The organism is Micromonospora sp. NPDC048999 (assembly GCF_040649295.1).
Taxonomy (GTDB): Bacteria; Actinomycetota; Actinomycetes; order Mycobacteriales; family Micromonosporaceae; genus Micromonospora.
This window is the reverse complement of record NZ_JBEZFI010000030.1, coordinates 20273-35093: the sequence shown is the minus strand read 5'-3', so window position 1 is coordinate 35093 and position 14821 is coordinate 20273. Positions and strand designations below refer to the sequence as shown.

Below are 14821 nucleotides of genomic sequence, written 5' to 3'. Positions count from 1 at the left end.
AGCGCGAGGTGACGGCGTGACCGGAAAGCTTGGGCTGGACCCGGCGTTGGTGGGGCGGGCGCGGGAGTTGGCGCGTCGTGCCGGGCAGCCGGTGGTGGAGTTGGCGCGTAGCCACACCACGGTGTCGGTGGAGCGGGCGGTGTTGCGGCTGGCGGGGGTGGCCGGCGCGGACCCGGATGGTATTCCGTGGGTGAACCGGCTGGTGGATGCGGTCGTGGCGGATGTGGGGTTGGGGCACGGGGTGGCGGTGCCGGTGTTCGACGCCCTGGCTCGGGAGCAGATCACCGATGTGACGTTGCTGGCGCAGAAGGCGGCGGCCGGGTCGGTGCGGTTCGCGGTGCCCACCGGTAAGGCGGCGACCGCTGCCCGCAAGGCCGCCCGGAAGGCGGTGGCCGCGGGGGTCCGGCAGATCGACCGGCGGCGTGCCGAGCGGGACCGTCTCGTGAAGCGGTACGGGGATCCGAAGCAGCGGCCGTGGATCTACCTGATCGTGGCTACCGGTGACATCTACGAGGACATTCCGCAGGCGCAGGCTGCCGCGCGCGCCGGCGCGGACATCATCGCGGTGATCCGGTCGACGGGGCAGTCGCTGCTTGACTACGTGCCGGAGGGTGCGACTCGGGAGGGGTTCGCCGGCACGTACGCGACGCAGGAGAATTTCCGGCTGATGCGGGCCGCTCTGGACGAGTCGTCGAAGGAGCTGGGCCGGTATGTGCGGTTGACGAACTACGCGTCGGGGTTGTGCATGCCGGAGATGGCGACCTTGGCCGGCCTGGAGCGGCTGGACATGATGCTCAACGACTCGATGTACGGGATTTTGTTCCGTGACATCAACCCGATCCGCACGTTTGTCGATCAGCGGTTCTCGCGGCAGGTGCACGCCCGTGCGGGGATCATCATCAACACCGGTGAGGACAACTACCTGACCACCGCCGACGCGGTGGACGAGGCGCACACGGTGACGGTGTCGCAGCTGCTGAACGAGTTTTTCGCGCACGAGGCCGGGTTGGCGGACTGGCAGTTGGGGCTGGGGCACGCGTTCGAGATCAATCCGGATGTGCCGGAGTCGTTCCGGTTGGAGTTGGCGCATGCGTTGCTGGCGCGGGAGTTGTTCCCGGACGCGCCGTTGAAGTGGATGCCGCCGACGAAGCACATGACCGGTGACGTGTTCCGCGGCAACCTGCTCGACGGGTTCTTCAACCTGGTCGGCACCATGACCGGGCAGGGGATCCTGTTGGTCGGCATGATGACGGAGGCGGTGGTGACGCCGTGGTTGTCGGACCGGGACATCGCGCTGCAGAACGTCCGTTATGTGCTGGGCGCGGCCGGTGGGTTGCACGAGGATTTCGTGCCCGCCCCGGGTGGGTTCATCCAGCAGCGCGCGCATCGGGTTCTCGGCGAGGCCGTGGAGTTGCTGGACCGTATCGGTGAGCAGTCGTTGTTGACGGCGATCGCCGAGGGCACGTTCGGGATCATGAAGCGGCCGGCGGACCGTGGTAAGGGTCTGGACGGGGTGGCGAGGCACGAGGCCGACTACTACAACCCGGCCACGGAGATCCTGGAGGCGGCGGCGTGAGCGCCTCGGAGAAGAAGGTCGTCCGGCCGTACGGGGACACCACCGGTGACGGCATGGTGCAGGTGTCGTTCACCCTGCCGGTGCCGCATGACAAGCGGGCCGAGGGCGCGGCGGTCCAGTTGGCCAACCGGATGGGCATCGATCCGGCGATGTTGGTGCACGCCAAGCAGATGGGGGACGGGTTCACGTTCTTCGTGGTGTACGGGCGGGTGAACCATCTGGTGGACCTCTCGGCGGTGCAGGTGGTGGAGCGGGATTTTCCGCTGCTGTCGGCCAAGGAGGTCAACGTGGTGGTGAAGCAGAGGTTGCGGCGCAAGCTGTCGGTGGTGGGGGCGTGTATCGGCACGGACGCGCACACGGTCGGCATCGACGCGATCCTCAACGTGAAGGGCATCGCGGGGGAGAAGGGCCTGGAGTACTACCGGGAGTTGAAGGTCACCAACCTGGGTGCGCAGGTGAGCGTGCCGGAGTTGGTGGAGGCGGCGCGGCGGGAGAAGGCCGACGCGGTGCTCGTCTCGCAGGTGGTCACTCAGCGTGACGCGCATTTGCACAACACCCGGGAGATGTCGGCGGCGTTCCGGGAGGCGATGCCGGCGGGTAAGCGGCCGTTGCTGATCGTCGGTGGGCCCCGGTTCGACGAGACGATGACCGAGGAGCTGGGGGTGGACCGGATCTTCGGTCGGGGCACCACCCCCGGTGAGGTCGCCAGCTATCTGGTGCACGCCCTGATCACGGACAAGAAGGCGAAGAAATGAGCGATTCGCGGGTCGGTCTGACCGTCACCCACCGTCGTTATGTGCCGTACGCGCACGCCCACTACGCGGGGAACCTGGTTGACGGGGCGTATGCGTTGGGCCTGTTCGGGGATGTCGCGACCGAGGTGTGCATCCGTACCGACGGTGACGAGGGGTTGTTCGCGTCGTACCAGGATGTGCAGTTCAAGGCGCCGATGAAGGCCGGGGACGTGCTGGAGGTGGTGGCGACGGTGACCCGGGTGGGCACCCGCAGCCGCACCATCGATTTCGAGGCTCGGGTGGTGTGCCGGGGCCGCCCTGACCGGGGCGAGTCCGCCGCCGAGGTCCTTGAGGTGCCGGTCGTGGCGGTCACTGCGACCGGCACCGTGGTCGTGCCCGCGGCGACGTGAACGTCGCCGTCTGCGCCGACGTCGGGTCGACGTACACCAAGGCGGCGGTGGTGGACCTGGACGGTGGCCGGCTGGTCGGGGCGGCCGCGGCGCCGACCACCGTGGGCACGGATGTGCTGCACGGCCTGGACGCCGCCGTGGCCGCCGCGACCGCCGACGCGGGGGTGCGCGGCGAGGCGCCCTGGTATGTGTGTTCGTCGGCCGGGGGTGGGTTGCGGCTGGCCGTCATCGGTTACGAGCCGCTCGTCACCGCGCAGGCGGGCCGGCGGGTGGGGCTGTCGGCCGGGGCGAACGTGGTGCACGTGGCCGCCGGGCGGCTCGGCGCGGCGGACCTGACGGCGCTGCGCGCGGCCCGTCCCGACGTGGTGTTGTTGGTCGGGGGCACCGACGGCGGTGACGCGGAGGTGTTGACGCACAACGCGACCCGGCTGGCGAAGGCCCGGTGGCGGGTGCCGGTGGTGCTCGCCGGCAACGGTGACGTCCGGGACGAGCTGCACGGCCTGCTCGTCGCCGCGGGGGTGCCGGTGACCGCCGCCGACAACGTGCTGCCCCGGATCGGGGTGTTGGCGCCTGCCGCGGCGCGGGCGGCGATCCGGGAGGTGTTTCTGCGTCACGTCATCGGGGGCAAGAAGCTGTCCCGGGGTGGCCGGTTCGCGCGGTTGGTGCGGGCGGCCACCCCGGACGCGGTGCTGACCGGCGTGGAGGTGCTCGCCGACGCGCTCGGCGGGGACCTGGTCGTGGTGGACGTCGGCGGGGCCACCACCGACGTGTATTCGGTGTTGACTCCGGACGAGCGGGACAGCGGGCCGGGCCGGGAGGTCGCCGGCACGCTGTGGCGGGCCCGCACCGTCGAGGGGGACCTGGGCATGCGGTGGAGCGCCCCCGGTGTGGTGCGCGCCGCCGTGGAGGAGCGTCTCCTCGACCCGGGGGAGGCTGACGAGTTGGCCGCTGTCGCGGCGGTGCGGGCCGCCGACCCGGGTTTCCTGCCCGCCGGGGCCGCCGACCGGGTCGCCGACCGGCGGATCGCCGCGCTCGCGGCGACGGTGGCGGTGCGTCGGCATGCCCGCGGCGCGGCCACCGGGGAGCGGGCCGGTCGGGATCTGCGTGACGTGCGGCTGATGGTCGGCTCCGGGGGGGTGCTGCGGCACGCCGACGCCGGTGACGCGGCCGGGGTGCTCGCCGCGGTGCTCGGCGATCACGCCGGCGGGTGGCCGTTGCCCCGGGCGGCCCGCGCGGTCGTCGACGTCGACTACGTCCTCGCGGCCGGTGGTTTGCTCGCCGCCGAGCAACCGGGGGCGGCGGTCGCGTTGCTGCGCCGCCACCTCGGCGCGGGTGTGTCACCTGCGGCGGCAACGGATCGAGACGCGCCGACGCGACACGCCGTGGTGTGACACACGACAGGCCGGGGTGGGTTGACAGCGGCGGGGGTGTACGCCGTACCGTCTTTGAGTCCTATCACGGGAAGCGGCTGTTGTTCGCTTCGTCCCTTCGTCCGCTGGCCGAGCGACCCGATGTGGTTGCGGCGGCCAGGTCCAGCGGGCGGGGGTCGGCGGGGCGGCGCGAACCGGCCGCGGTTACCGGTGTACGGGCAGGGTGAAAGGCACGGCCAGTAGACAACGGCCAGGCGGGGGCAGCCAGTCCACGTCCGGTCGGTCCGAAGGTCGGCGCCGGTCGTCCTCGCCCCACCGGCCGGGAAGGGCCTGGGAGCATCGGGGCGCGGCGCGAGCCGCGCCCCGATTTCGTCTCCGCCCGCGCCGCTTCACAGGTGGCGGCGGCGCCACTGCGACTGTTCCTGCTCGGCGGCGATCTGTTCGTTGAGCGCCACCTGCCGTACCTGGCGGCGCAGCGGGTCGCTGGCGCGCAGCCCGGCCAGCACCAGCGCGACGCAGGCCAGGGCGAGCACTGCCAGGCCGGCGACCGCCGGTAACCGGCCGGCGGGCAGCAGCACGGCGGCGAGGACCACCACTGTCACGGCCGGCAGTAGCCGCACGCGGCGGCTGGCGCGTACCCCGAGTGCCAGCAGGCCCACGAGGTAGATGATCACGCCGGCGAACAGCACCCGGTAGTCCAGTCCGAGCGCGCGCACTCGCCACGGATCACCGTGTGGATCGGCGATCACGGCGAGGTAGCGCTTCACGCCGAGGGCGAACAGGATGATCCCGGCGATCAACGGCAGGTGCAGGTAGGCGTAGACGTCGCGGGCGTAGGCGGCCCGGGCGTCCGGGTCGCGGGTGCGGTGCAGTTGCTGCTCGAGGGCGGGCGCCAGGGTGTCGAAGTACATCCACCACAGCGCCGCGATGGTGGTGACGCCGAGTATCGACGCCACGATCACCGCCCAGCTGATCGGTCGTCCGGCGGTCGGCTTGGGGCCCAGCCCCAGCGAGATGATCGACTCGCCGAGCGCGATGAGCAGGATCAGCGCGTACCGTTCCGCCCAGTGGGCGGCGGAGACCACTGCCAGGCCGACGCTGCGGACGCGGCTGCCGGCGGTGAACTCGATGCCCACGGCGGCGGCCCACAGCGCCAACTGCAACCACGTCGGCCCGGCCACCTGCTGGTGCTGCAGCGCCCCGGCGACCAGGAGCAGCGTCACGCTGGCCAGCAGCGGCAGGCCGAACCGCAGGGCCGCGCGGCCCGGGACGTCGCTGCGGGTCAGCAGCACCAGCACCTGGACCGCGCGGACGACCAGATAGCAGACGGCGAAGACGAGCGGGCCGGGCGGCCCGCCGGGACGGTTCGTGAACGCCTCCGGCAGGCTCAGGTTGAGCACGAACAGGGCGACCACCGTCACCGCGCCGATCAGCGGCAGCACCCCCTGGTCGGTGCGCACCGCGTTGCCCAGCGCGGCGAAGGAGACCCAGCACCACCACAGCAGGGCCAGCACCAGCAGGCCCGCGAGCAGCGTGTGTACGGTCAGGTTCGCCGACAACAGGGTGGTGACGTTGAGGAACGCCAGCACGAACACCAGGTCGTAGAACAACTCCAGGCGACTGACGCGGGACCCCGGCGCGGCCGGCACGATCCGCCCCCGCCGGCGGCCAGCGCTCATGCTGCCGAGCCTGGCAGGTCACCGTCGGGCGCGGGGGCGGAAGCCGCAGAACCGCACGGCCGTGGGTCAGCGGCGGATGAGACCGAGACGTGTGGCGGCGGCGACGGCGGCGGTGCGGGAGTCGACGCCGAGTTTGGTGTAGATCCGGGCCAGGTGCGACTTGACGGTGCCCTCGGTGAGGTGCAGCCGCGCTGCGACGGCGCGGTTGGACAGCCCCTGCGCGACCAGGGCGAGCACGTCGGTCTCCCGTCGGGTCAGGGCGGTGGCGGGGGCGCGTAGCCGGTTCATGAGCCGGTCGGCCACGGCCGGGGCCAGCGTCGTACGCCCGGCCGCCGCCGTGCGCACGGCGGCGGCCAGTTCCTCGGGCGGGGCGTCTTTGAGCAGGTAGCCGGTGGCGCCGGCTTCGATGGCCGGCAGGGTGTCGGCGTCCGAGTCGTAGGTGGTGACGATCAAAACGCGGGGCGCGCCGGGACGTGCGGTGATGGCGGCGGTGGCCTCGGCGCCGTTCATCCCCCGCCCGAACTGCAGATCCATGAGTACGACGTCGATGTCACCGGCGGCGGCGCGGGCGACGGCTTCCTCCGCGGTGGCGGCCTCGGCCACCACGAGCAGGCCGGGTTCGGTCTCCAGCACGGCGCGCAGCCCGGCCCGCACCACCGGGTGGTCATCGGCCACCAGCAGGTGAATGTCGGAATCCGTCACCGGTTCACCTCGGACTCGACGGCGGGCACGGGCGTGGTGACGGGTAGCCGGGCGGTCACGGTGGCGCCCTGCCCGGGGGTGGACGCGACGTCGAGGGTGCCGCCGAGGGCGTGCACGCGGGCGCGCATGGCGGCCAGGCCGAACCCGGCGGTGTCCGGATCGAAACCGACGCCGTCGTCGGTGACCCGCACGGTCACCTGGTCGTCGAGGTAGCCGAGGGCGACCTCGGCGGTGTTGGCGTGGGCGTGGCGGACCGTGTTGGCCAGGGCGGACTGGGCGATGCGCAGCAGGGCGACCTCGTGTGCGGTCGGCAGCGGCAGCGGGTCGCCGGTGAGGTGGAAACGCGCGGCGAGCCGGTGCCGGGTGGATGTGGTGGCGCACAGCCGCTGCAGGGCGCCGGCCAGGGTGGCGTCCTGCAGGGCCGGCGGGGTGAGGGCGACGACGAAGCGGCGGGCCTCGGCGAGGTTGTCCACGGCCGCCCGGCGGGCCTGCTCCACGTAGCCGGCGGCGGTGCCGTCGGGCAGTGCCCGTTCGGCGGCGCGCAGCAGCAACTGGATGCTGGACAACCCCTGGGCGAGGGTGTCGTGGATCTCCCGGGCCAGGCGTTCGCGTTCGGCCAGCACTCCGGCGGTGTGCTGGGCGGCGGCCAGGTCCGCGCGGGTGGCGGTGAGTTCCTCGATCAGCCGGCGCCGCTGCTCGCTTTCCCGGTAGAGGGCCTCGTACCCCCACACCACCGCCACCGCCACGGCCGCGCCCAGCGCCGGGCCGACGGCGGTGGCCAGGGCGAACGAGCCCCGGTGGGCGGCGAACGCGAGGATCGCCGCGAGCGCGGTCGCCGCGACCGCCGCCGGTCCGGCCCGGCGCGGCAGCAGATGCAGCTGCAGGAAGTAGAGCGGGAACGCGAGCCACACCGCGTCGGCGGACAGGACCAGCAGCAGCACCCACAGCGCGCCCACGGCGGCCAGCCACCAGGCGGCGGCCCGGTGGGCGGCCCGGGCGCGGGGCAGCAGCCCACCGGCGGCGTAGACCAGCGCCAGCAGCGCCGCCGCGGCGACCACGCCGGCCGCGTGGGGGGCGGCGGCGGCCACGGCTCGGCCGGCGGTCAGGGCGAGGAGGCCGGCGACCAGCAGGTGCAGGCACCAGGCCAGGGCGCGGACGCCCGGGGTGGCGGTGGTGGCGGTGGTGTTCACGGTGCTTCCAGCCTAGGCGCTGGCCACCGCGGTCGCCCTCTGCCAAAAGATGCAACCCGGCCGGTGCCGTTCGATTCGTGAAGTCCCGTCCTGGGTCAGATGTCGCCGGCGTACCGCGCGGGTGACGGTGGACCGGCACCGCCACGCCTCGTGAAAGGGCCAGGAAACTCGTGTTCGTCGCCTGGAAAGACCTGAAGTTCGCCAGAGGGCGGTTCGCCCTGATGGGGGCCGTCGTCGCGTTGATCAGCACGTTGGTCGGGCTGCTGTCCGGGCTCACCGCCGGGCTGGGCCGGGAGAACGTTTCCGCGATCACCGACCTGCCCGCGGACCGGATCGCCTTCAACGCGCCCGCCAGCGGGCAGGACGTGTCGTACGCCGAGTCCACCGTCACGCAGCAGCAGTGGCAGCGGTGGGCGCAGGTGCCCGGGGTGACCCGGGCCGAACCGTTGGGGATCACCGTCACCAGGGCCACCGCGGGTGACGCGGGCGCCGGGGTGAGTGTCTTCGGTGTCCTGCCCGGATCCGCGTTGGCGCCGCACGGCACGCGGGTCGACGACCGGTCGGTGGTGCTGTCCACGTCCGCCGCCGACGATCTTCACGTGGGGGCCGGTGACGCCGTCACCGTCGCCGGGCGGAGGTTGACCGTTGCCGCCGTGCGGGGCGACGCCTCCTACAGCCACACCCCGGTGATCTGGGTCAGCCTCGACACGTGGCAGTCGGCCGCACGGCCGGCCGGCGACGCCGACAGTTCGACCGCCACCGTCATCGCTCTCAACACCACCGGCGACGTCGACGTCGCCGCCGCCGACGCGGCCATCGGCACCAGAACCGTCGCCACCGGCGACTCGCTGTCCGCGATCGGCTCGTACCGTTCCGAGAACGGTTCGCTGCAGTTGATGCGTGGTTTCCTGTTCGTCATCGCCGCCCTGGTCATCGGCGCGTTCTTCAGCGTGTGGACCATTCAGCGTGGCGCCGACGTCGCCGTGCTGAAGGCGTTGGGCGCCTCCACCAGCAACCTGCTGCGCGACGCGCTCGGTCAGGCTGTCGTCCTGCTGGCCGCCGGCACCCTCGTCGGCAGTGCGCTCGCCGCCGCTCTCGGCGCCGCCGTGGCGGCCTCGGCCGTGCCGTTCCTGCTCACCCCCGCCACGGTCGGCGTGCCGGCCGCCGTGATCGTTGTCCTCGGCGCGCTCGGGGCAGCCCTGGCCATCCGCCGCATCACGTCCGTCGACCCGCTGACCGCCCTGGGGAGTGCCCGATGAGCCTCAACCTGACCGACATCACCCTCACCTATCCCGACGGTGCGGGCCGGCTGACCGCCCTGCATCAGGTCACCCTCGACGTGCCCCGGGGCAGCCTCACCGCCGTCGTCGGCCCGTCCGGGTCCGGCAAGTCCAGCCTCCTGGCCGTCGCCGCCACCCTCATCGCCCCCGATGCCGGCACCGTCACCGTCGACGGCGCCGCCACCACCGGCCTGAGCAGGGCGGAACTGGCCGACCTGCGTCGCCGGCACATCGGCATCGTCTTCCAGCAGCCGAACCTGCTGCCCTCGCTCACCGCCGTGGAACAGCTGCAGGTGATGGCCCACATCGACGGGCGGTCCCCGGCCCGGGCCCGGCCCCGGGCGTTGGAGCTGCTCGACGCCGTCGGTCTCGCCGGCGAAGCCGGACGGCGTCCCCACCAGCTTTCCGGCGGGCAGCGTCAGCGCGTCAACATCGCCCGCGCCCTGATGAACGACCCCACCGTGCTGCTCGTCGACGAACCCACCAGCGCCCTCGACCACGATCGTGGCGGCGCCGTCATCGACCTGATCGTGCGCCTCACCCACCAGCGGGCCGCCGCGACCGTCCTGGTCACCCACGACCACACCCACCTGACCGCCGTCGACCGGATCGTGCAGGTGCACGACGGGCGGCTGCGCGCGCCGACTCCGGCGCGGTGAGCGGCCGTGCGGGTGGCGGGACACGGTGTCCACCGGCGGCGGCACGGGCCGGCCGGGTAGCCTTCGGCCCGTGATTGTGACGGAGCGCCGGTGACCACCCTCGACCGCCGGGAGACGCGTACCACGGGCGCGGCACACGACGCGGCGGCGCCGCTGCCGCTGCCGCTGCCGGTGGCCGCGCCGCTGGCCGTGCTGGCGGGGCTGGCGATGCTGGCCGCGTTCCCCCCGTACGGGGTGTGGCCCCTGGCCCCGGTCGGGGTGGCGTTGCTGGCGGCGGCGGCGCACCGGCGGCGGCTGCGCGCCGGCGCCGGGCTCGGTTTCCTCACCGGGGTGGCGTTGTTCGCGCCGCTGCTGGAATGGACCAACCTGCACACCGGCGTCCTGCCGTGGATCCTGCTGGCGTTGCTGCAGGCCGGCTACCTGGCGCTGCTGGGCGCGGCCACCGCCTGGGTGTCGCCGCTGGTCGACCGGCGCCGGGTGGTGTGGCCGCTGCTGACCGGGGTGCTGTGGGTGGGGCAGGAGGCGCTGCGCGACCGTACCCCGTTCGGTGGGTTCCCGTGGGGGCGGCTGGCGTTCAGCCAGGACGCGTCGCCGCTGCTGCGGCTGGCCGCGCTCGGCGGCGCCCCGCTGGTCACCTGCGCCGTCGCGGTGGCCGGTGGGCTGCTGGTCACCGCCGCCTGGCGCGACTGGCGTCAACCGGCCGGGCAGTGGCGGCCGGTGGCGGGGGCCGCGGCCGCGTTGGCCGCGCTGCTCGCCGCCGCGACGGCGGTCCCGGCCGGTGTGCGCGGCGGCGGGGACCGCGTCACCGTCGCCATCGTGCAGGGCAACGTGCCCCGCCTCGGGCTGGACTTCAACGCCCAGCGGGAGGCGGTGCTCGACAACCACGTCAACGCCACCCTGACGCTGGCCGGACAGGTCGCCGCCGGCACGCAACCCCGCCCCGACCTGGTGGTGTGGCCGGAGAACTCCAGCGACATCGACCCGCTGCGCAACCCGGACGCCGGGTACCGGATCTCCCAGGCCGCCGAGGCGATCGGCGCGCCGATCCTGGTCGGCGCGGTGCTGCTCGGCCCCGACGCCGGGCAGGTCCGCAACGCCGGCCTGCTGTGGCGGCCCGGCAGCGGCGTCGACCTGGGGCAGATGTACGTCAAGCGGCACCCGGTGCCGTTCGCCGAGTACGTGCCGCTGCGGCGGATCGCCCGGATGGTCAGCGCCGAGGTGGACCGGGTCCGCACCGACTTCGTGCCCGGCGCCACACCCGGGGTGCTCGACGCCGGGCCGGTCACCGTCGGGGACGTGATCTGCTTCGAGGTCGCCTATGACGGGATTGTCCGGGACACCGTCACCGGCGGCGGGCAGCTGCTGGTGGTGCAGACCAACAACGCGACCTTCGACGTGGCCGAGGCCCGCCAGCAGATGGCCATGGTGCGGTTGCGTGCCGTCGAGCACGGCCGGGCGGCGCTGATGGCCTCCACGGTCGGGGTGTCCGGGTTCGTTACCCCCGATGGGCGGGTAGACGGGGCGACCGGGTTCAACACCGCGGCGGTGGTGGTCCGGCAGATGCAGCTCGGGGACGGGCAGACCCCGGCCACCCGGGCGGGGGTGTGGCCGGAGGTGGTCCTCGCGGCGCTCGCCGTCGCGGCCCTGGCCGGCGCGGCGGTGCTGCGGCGCCGTCGGGAGGGCGCCCCCGGGTAGGACGAGGCGCCGGCAGGCCGGCGGGAGAGGGTGGTACGGCGGTGGGCGTGGCAACGCAGCGGCGGACGTCGGGGCACCCCGGGGTGGGACGGGTGCTCGTGGTCATCCCCACCTACAACGAGGCCGACAACGTGCGCCAGATCGTCGCGGGGGTCCGCGCGGCGGCGCCGGCCGTGGACGTCCTCGTGGCCGACGACAACAGCCCCGACGGCACCGGCGCGATCGCCGACGAACTGGCCCGCCGCGACCCGCACGTTCACGTGCTGCACCGGCAGGGCAAGGATGGCCTCGGCGCGGCGTACCTGGCCGGTTTCGCCTGGGCGCGGGAGCGCGGCTACGACGCCGTGGTGGAGATGGACGCCGACGGGTCGCACGCCCCGGAGGACCTGCCGGCGCTGCTGGCCGCCGCCCGCGACGCCGACGTGGTGATCGGCTCCCGGTGGACCCGCGGGGCGCGGGTGCTGAACTGGCCGTTGCGGCGGCTGCTGCTGTCCCGTTGCGCCAACCTCTACACGCGGCTGGCGTTGGGCATGCCGGTCACCGACGCCACCGGCGGCTACCGGGTGTACCGGACGACGGTGCTGGAGGCCATCGACCTGGATTCGGTGCGCTCCCAGGGGTACGCGTTCCAGGTGGAACTGTCCCGGCTGGCGCACCGGGCCGGGGTGCGGATCGTCGAGGTGCCGATCACGTTCGCCGAGCGGGAACACGGTGACAGCAAGATGAGCCCGCTGATCGTGGCCGAGGCGTTGTGGCGGATCACCAGCTGGGGGGTGCGGGACCGGCGTACGGCGATCCGGCGGGGCGGGCCCGACGAGCTGGCCCGATGGCCGTGAGCCGCGGCCGTGTCATGCTGGAGGAGCGTGATGACGCCCGTGGCTGAAGAGGTGAGATGCGCCGACTGAGACTGAGGTACGTGCCGCCGGCCCTGCTGCTGCTGGCGGTGCTGGAGCTGATCGTGTTCGTCCTGGTGGGCCGGGCGGTCGGCTTCGGCGCCGCGCTGCTGCTGGTGTTCGGGGTGACCCTGCTCGGGCTGGCGCTGCTGCGCCGGGAGGGCATGCGGGCGTGGCGGGGCTTCCGCGCCGCCGCGGAGTCGGGTCAGCCACCGGGCCGGCAGGTCACCGACGGCCTGGTCGGCCTGGCGGGGGCGTTGCTGCTGGCGCTGCCCGGCCTGATCACCGGCGCGGTGGGGCTGCTGCTGCTGGTGCCGCCGGTGCGGCGGGTGGCCCGCGCCGGCACGCAACGGGCCACGGAGCGCCGGGTGTCGTCGATGGTCGCCGGTGACCTGTTCGGCCCCCGCCGGGTGCGGGTGCACCGCGGCGCGCCGCAGCCGCCGCAGCAGCCGCCGGCCGGCGAGTCGGGCCCGGTCGTCGAGGGCGAGATCATCGAACCTCGCCGGCCCTGAACGCGGCGAAGCGCCCCCGGGTGATCCCGGGGGCGCTTCGGTCGTTTCGTGCGCTGCTCAGGCGCGGCCTCGGCGGGTGCGGACCTCCTGGAGCCGCTCGGCGAGGATGTCCTCCAGCTCGGCGATGGAACGCCGCTCCAGCAGCATGTCCCAGTGGGTACGCGGCGGCTTGGCCTTCTTCTGCTCCGGCTCGCTGCCGTCGACCAGCCGTGCGACGCTGCCGTCGAACCTGCACTCCCAGGTCGTCGGGACCTCGGCGTCGACGGCGAACGGCACCTCGAACTGGTGGCCCTTGGCGCAGAGGTACTCGCGGGTCTGACGCGGCGCGAGCTCCGTGTTGCGGTCGGACTCATAGCTGACCGCGCCCAGACGGCTCCCGCGCAGCATGCGCTCGCCCATGATCGATTTCCCCTCGTTGGTGGTGCTGGTCTTCTCGGTGTAACGGTCCGTCCCCGCCGGGCCATTCCCGCCCACGCCGGCGCAACCCGCGCGGGTCGGAACCCTGCAAGGGTAGCCGCCCACGCGAGTTGCCCGGCGGGGTCGTCCCCGGCCGGGTCGAATGAGTGGAGTGTTTCGGCTGTCACTGGGGATGTTAACCGCCCATGGGGCGCGGGAGGTGACGATGGCCAGTGACATGCCGGTCAAGGGCAGAGCGCCCGGCGAACGGACGTTCTTCGGTCATCCGCGGGCGCTGTCGACGCTGTTCCTCACCGAAATGTGGGAGCGGTTCAGCTTCTACGGCATGCGGGCCATCCTGGTCCTCTACCTGACGGCCGCCGTCGCCGACGGTGGGCTGGCCATCCGGGAGTCCACCGCCAACGCCGTCTACGGCACCTACAACGCGATGGTGTATCTGATGGCGCTGCCCGGCGGCTGGATCGCCGACCGGCTCATCGGCGCCCGGCGCAGCGTGCTGGCCGGCGGCGTGGTCATCGCCGCCGGCCACTACGTGATGGCGGTGCCGGCGCGGTGGAGCGTGTTCGCCGGCATGACGCTGATCGTGCTCGGCACCGGGCTGCTCAAACCCAACATCTCCACCATGGTCGGCGACCTGTACGACCGGGACTCCCCGCGCCGCGACGCCGGGTTCTCGATTTTCTACATGGGCATCAACCTCGGCGGGTTCATCGCCCCGCTGATCACCGGCCTGCTCGGCGAGAAGATCAACTGGCATCTGGGGTTCGGCGCCGCCGCGATCGGCATGACCTTCGGCGTGGTGCAGTACGTCCTCGGCGGCCGCAACCTGGGCGAGGCCGGCGCGCGGCCCGTCGACCCGCTGCTCGGGGCGGACCGGCGGCGGGCGTTGACCCGCATCGGCGTGGTCGTCGTGGTGGCGCTGGCGGTGCTGGCGGCGTTGGCCCTGTCCGGGCTGTTCACCGTCAACACGGTGGTCAACCTGCTCACCCTGGTCACCGTGCTGGTGGCCGCCGGATACTTCGCCCGGATCCTCACCGACCGGGAGATCAGCGCCACCGAACGCAGCCGGATGAAGGCGTACCTGTGGCTGTTCGTCTTCGCCGCCGCGTTCTGGCTGATCTACGACCAGGCCGGGTCGGTGCTGAACATCTTCGCCGCCGACAAGACCAACCGGGGCGTGCTCGGTGTCACCTTCCCGGCGTCCTGGCTGCAGTCGGTGAACCCGATCCTGATCATCATCGGGGCGCCGCTGGCCGCCTGGGTGTGGCTGAAGCTCGGCCACCGGGTGTCCACCCCGATGAAGTTCGCCGTCGGGTTGGTCCTCAACGGCCTGTCGTTCGTGCTGATGGCCGCCGCGGCGCAGGCCGCCGTCGGCGGCCGGCTGGTCTCGCCGTGGTGGCTGGTCGCGGTGTACGCCATCCAGGTCGCCGGTGAGCTGTCGCTGAGCCCGGTGGGCCTGTCGGCCACCACGAAGCTGGCCCCGATCAAGTACGCCAGCCAGATGATGGGCCTGTGGTTCCTGGCCACCGCCGTCGGTGACGCGATCGGTGGCCAGGTGGCCCGGCTGGCCGAGACCTGGTCGGAGGCGGTCTATTTCCTCACCTTCGGGTTGGCGTCGGTGGTGCTGGGACTGAGCGCGGTGATGTTCGCCCGGCACATCCGGGCGCTGATGTCCGGCATCCACTGACCGGGCGCCGGAGGGCA

Annotated in this window: 14 protein-coding genes; 10 read left to right on the top strand and 4 right to left on the bottom strand. The window is 73.1% G+C overall.

The window, feature by feature from the left end:
* Window positions 1-16 precede the first annotated feature (16 nt).
* Genes AB0C02_RS24665 through AB0C02_RS24650 form a run of 4 tightly spaced genes read left to right on the top strand, consistent with a single transcriptional unit; the run spans window position 17 to window position 4111 of the window.
* Complete coding sequence (locus tag AB0C02_RS24665) at window positions 17-1576, top strand: lysine 5,6-aminomutase subunit alpha (RefSeq protein ID WP_357551168.1); 1560 nt, start codon at window positions 17-19, stop codon at window positions 1574-1576.
* Complete coding sequence (locus AB0C02_RS24660; protein WP_357551167.1) at window positions 1573-2331, top strand: OAM dimerization domain-containing protein; 759 nt, start codon at window positions 1573-1575, stop codon at window positions 2329-2331. Before AB0C02_RS24665 ends, AB0C02_RS24660 begins: the two co-directional genes overlap by 4 nt.
* Window positions 2328-2720, top strand: a complete 393-nt coding sequence (locus tag AB0C02_RS24655) for a hotdog domain-containing protein (protein ID WP_357551166.1) — start codon at window positions 2328-2330, stop codon at window positions 2718-2720. The genes AB0C02_RS24660 and AB0C02_RS24655 overlap by 4 nt, the downstream gene beginning before the upstream one ends.
* Window positions 2717-4111, top strand: coding sequence for a glutamate mutase L (locus AB0C02_RS24650; RefSeq protein ID WP_357551165.1), 1395 nt, complete (start codon window positions 2717-2719; stop codon window positions 4109-4111). Before AB0C02_RS24655 ends, AB0C02_RS24650 begins: the two co-directional genes overlap by 4 nt.
* 368 nt (window positions 4112-4479) lie before the next feature.
* Here AB0C02_RS24650 and AB0C02_RS24645 read toward each other — a convergent pair whose 3' ends face one another.
* The 3 genes from AB0C02_RS24645 to AB0C02_RS24635 form a co-directional block, all read right to left on the bottom strand.
* Complete coding sequence (locus AB0C02_RS24645) at window positions 4480-5769, bottom strand: low temperature requirement protein A (protein WP_357551164.1); 1290 nt, start codon at window positions 5767-5769, stop codon at window positions 4480-4482.
* A gap of 66 nt (window positions 5770-5835) precedes the next feature.
* On the bottom strand, window positions 5836-6471 hold the full coding sequence (locus AB0C02_RS24640) for a response regulator transcription factor (RefSeq protein ID WP_357551163.1): 636 nt from the start codon (window positions 6469-6471) through the stop codon (window positions 5836-5838).
* Window positions 6468-7661: a sensor histidine kinase gene (locus AB0C02_RS24635; RefSeq protein WP_357551162.1), complete on the bottom strand. Its 1194-nt coding sequence runs from the start codon at window positions 7659-7661 to the stop codon at window positions 6468-6470. Before AB0C02_RS24635 ends, AB0C02_RS24640 begins: the two co-directional genes overlap by 4 nt.
* A 170-nt stretch (window positions 7662-7831) precedes the next feature.
* Here AB0C02_RS24635 and AB0C02_RS24630 point away from each other — a divergent pair, with 170 nt between their 5' ends.
* The 5 genes from AB0C02_RS24630 to AB0C02_RS24610 all read left to right on the top strand — a co-directional run bounded on the left by AB0C02_RS24630 (window position 7832) and on the right by AB0C02_RS24610 (window position 12700).
* Window positions 7832-8920 carry an ABC transporter permease gene (locus AB0C02_RS24630; RefSeq protein WP_357551161.1) on the top strand — a complete coding sequence of 363 codons (1089 nt, stop codon included), beginning with the start codon at window positions 7832-7834 and terminating at the stop codon, window positions 8918-8920.
* A complete protein-coding gene (locus AB0C02_RS24625; RefSeq protein WP_357551160.1) occupies window positions 8917-9600 on the top strand; it encodes an ABC transporter ATP-binding protein in 684 nt (227 codons plus the stop codon). The genes AB0C02_RS24630 and AB0C02_RS24625 overlap by 4 nt, the downstream gene beginning before the upstream one ends.
* Before the next feature lie 90 nt (window positions 9601-9690).
* Window positions 9691-11295, top strand: a complete 1605-nt coding sequence (gene lnt, locus AB0C02_RS24620; RefSeq protein ID WP_357551159.1) for an apolipoprotein N-acyltransferase — start codon at window positions 9691-9693, stop codon at window positions 11293-11295.
* 41 nt (window positions 11296-11336) lie between these two features.
* A complete protein-coding gene (locus tag AB0C02_RS24615) occupies window positions 11337-12131 on the top strand; it encodes a polyprenol monophosphomannose synthase (protein ID WP_357551158.1) in 795 nt (264 codons plus the stop codon).
* Window positions 12132-12187: 56 nt separating this feature from the next.
* Window positions 12188-12700: an FxsA family protein gene (locus AB0C02_RS24610; RefSeq protein WP_357551157.1), complete on the top strand. Its 513-nt coding sequence runs from the start codon at window positions 12188-12190 to the stop codon at window positions 12698-12700.
* A 57-nt stretch (window positions 12701-12757) separates the two neighbouring features.
* On the opposite strand, the gene AB0C02_RS24605 is transcribed toward AB0C02_RS24610, so the two are convergent.
* Window positions 12758-13099 (bottom strand): RNA polymerase-binding protein RbpA, encoded by a 342-nt coding sequence (locus tag AB0C02_RS24605; protein WP_357551201.1) that lies wholly within the window; start codon window positions 13097-13099, stop codon window positions 12758-12760.
* Window positions 13100-13322: 223 nt separating this feature from the next.
* On the opposite strand from AB0C02_RS24605, the gene AB0C02_RS24600 reads away from it, so the two are divergent.
* A complete protein-coding gene (locus tag AB0C02_RS24600) occupies window positions 13323-14804 on the top strand; it encodes a peptide MFS transporter (protein WP_357551156.1) in 1482 nt (493 codons plus the stop codon).
* Window positions 14805-14821 lie beyond the last annotated feature (17 nt).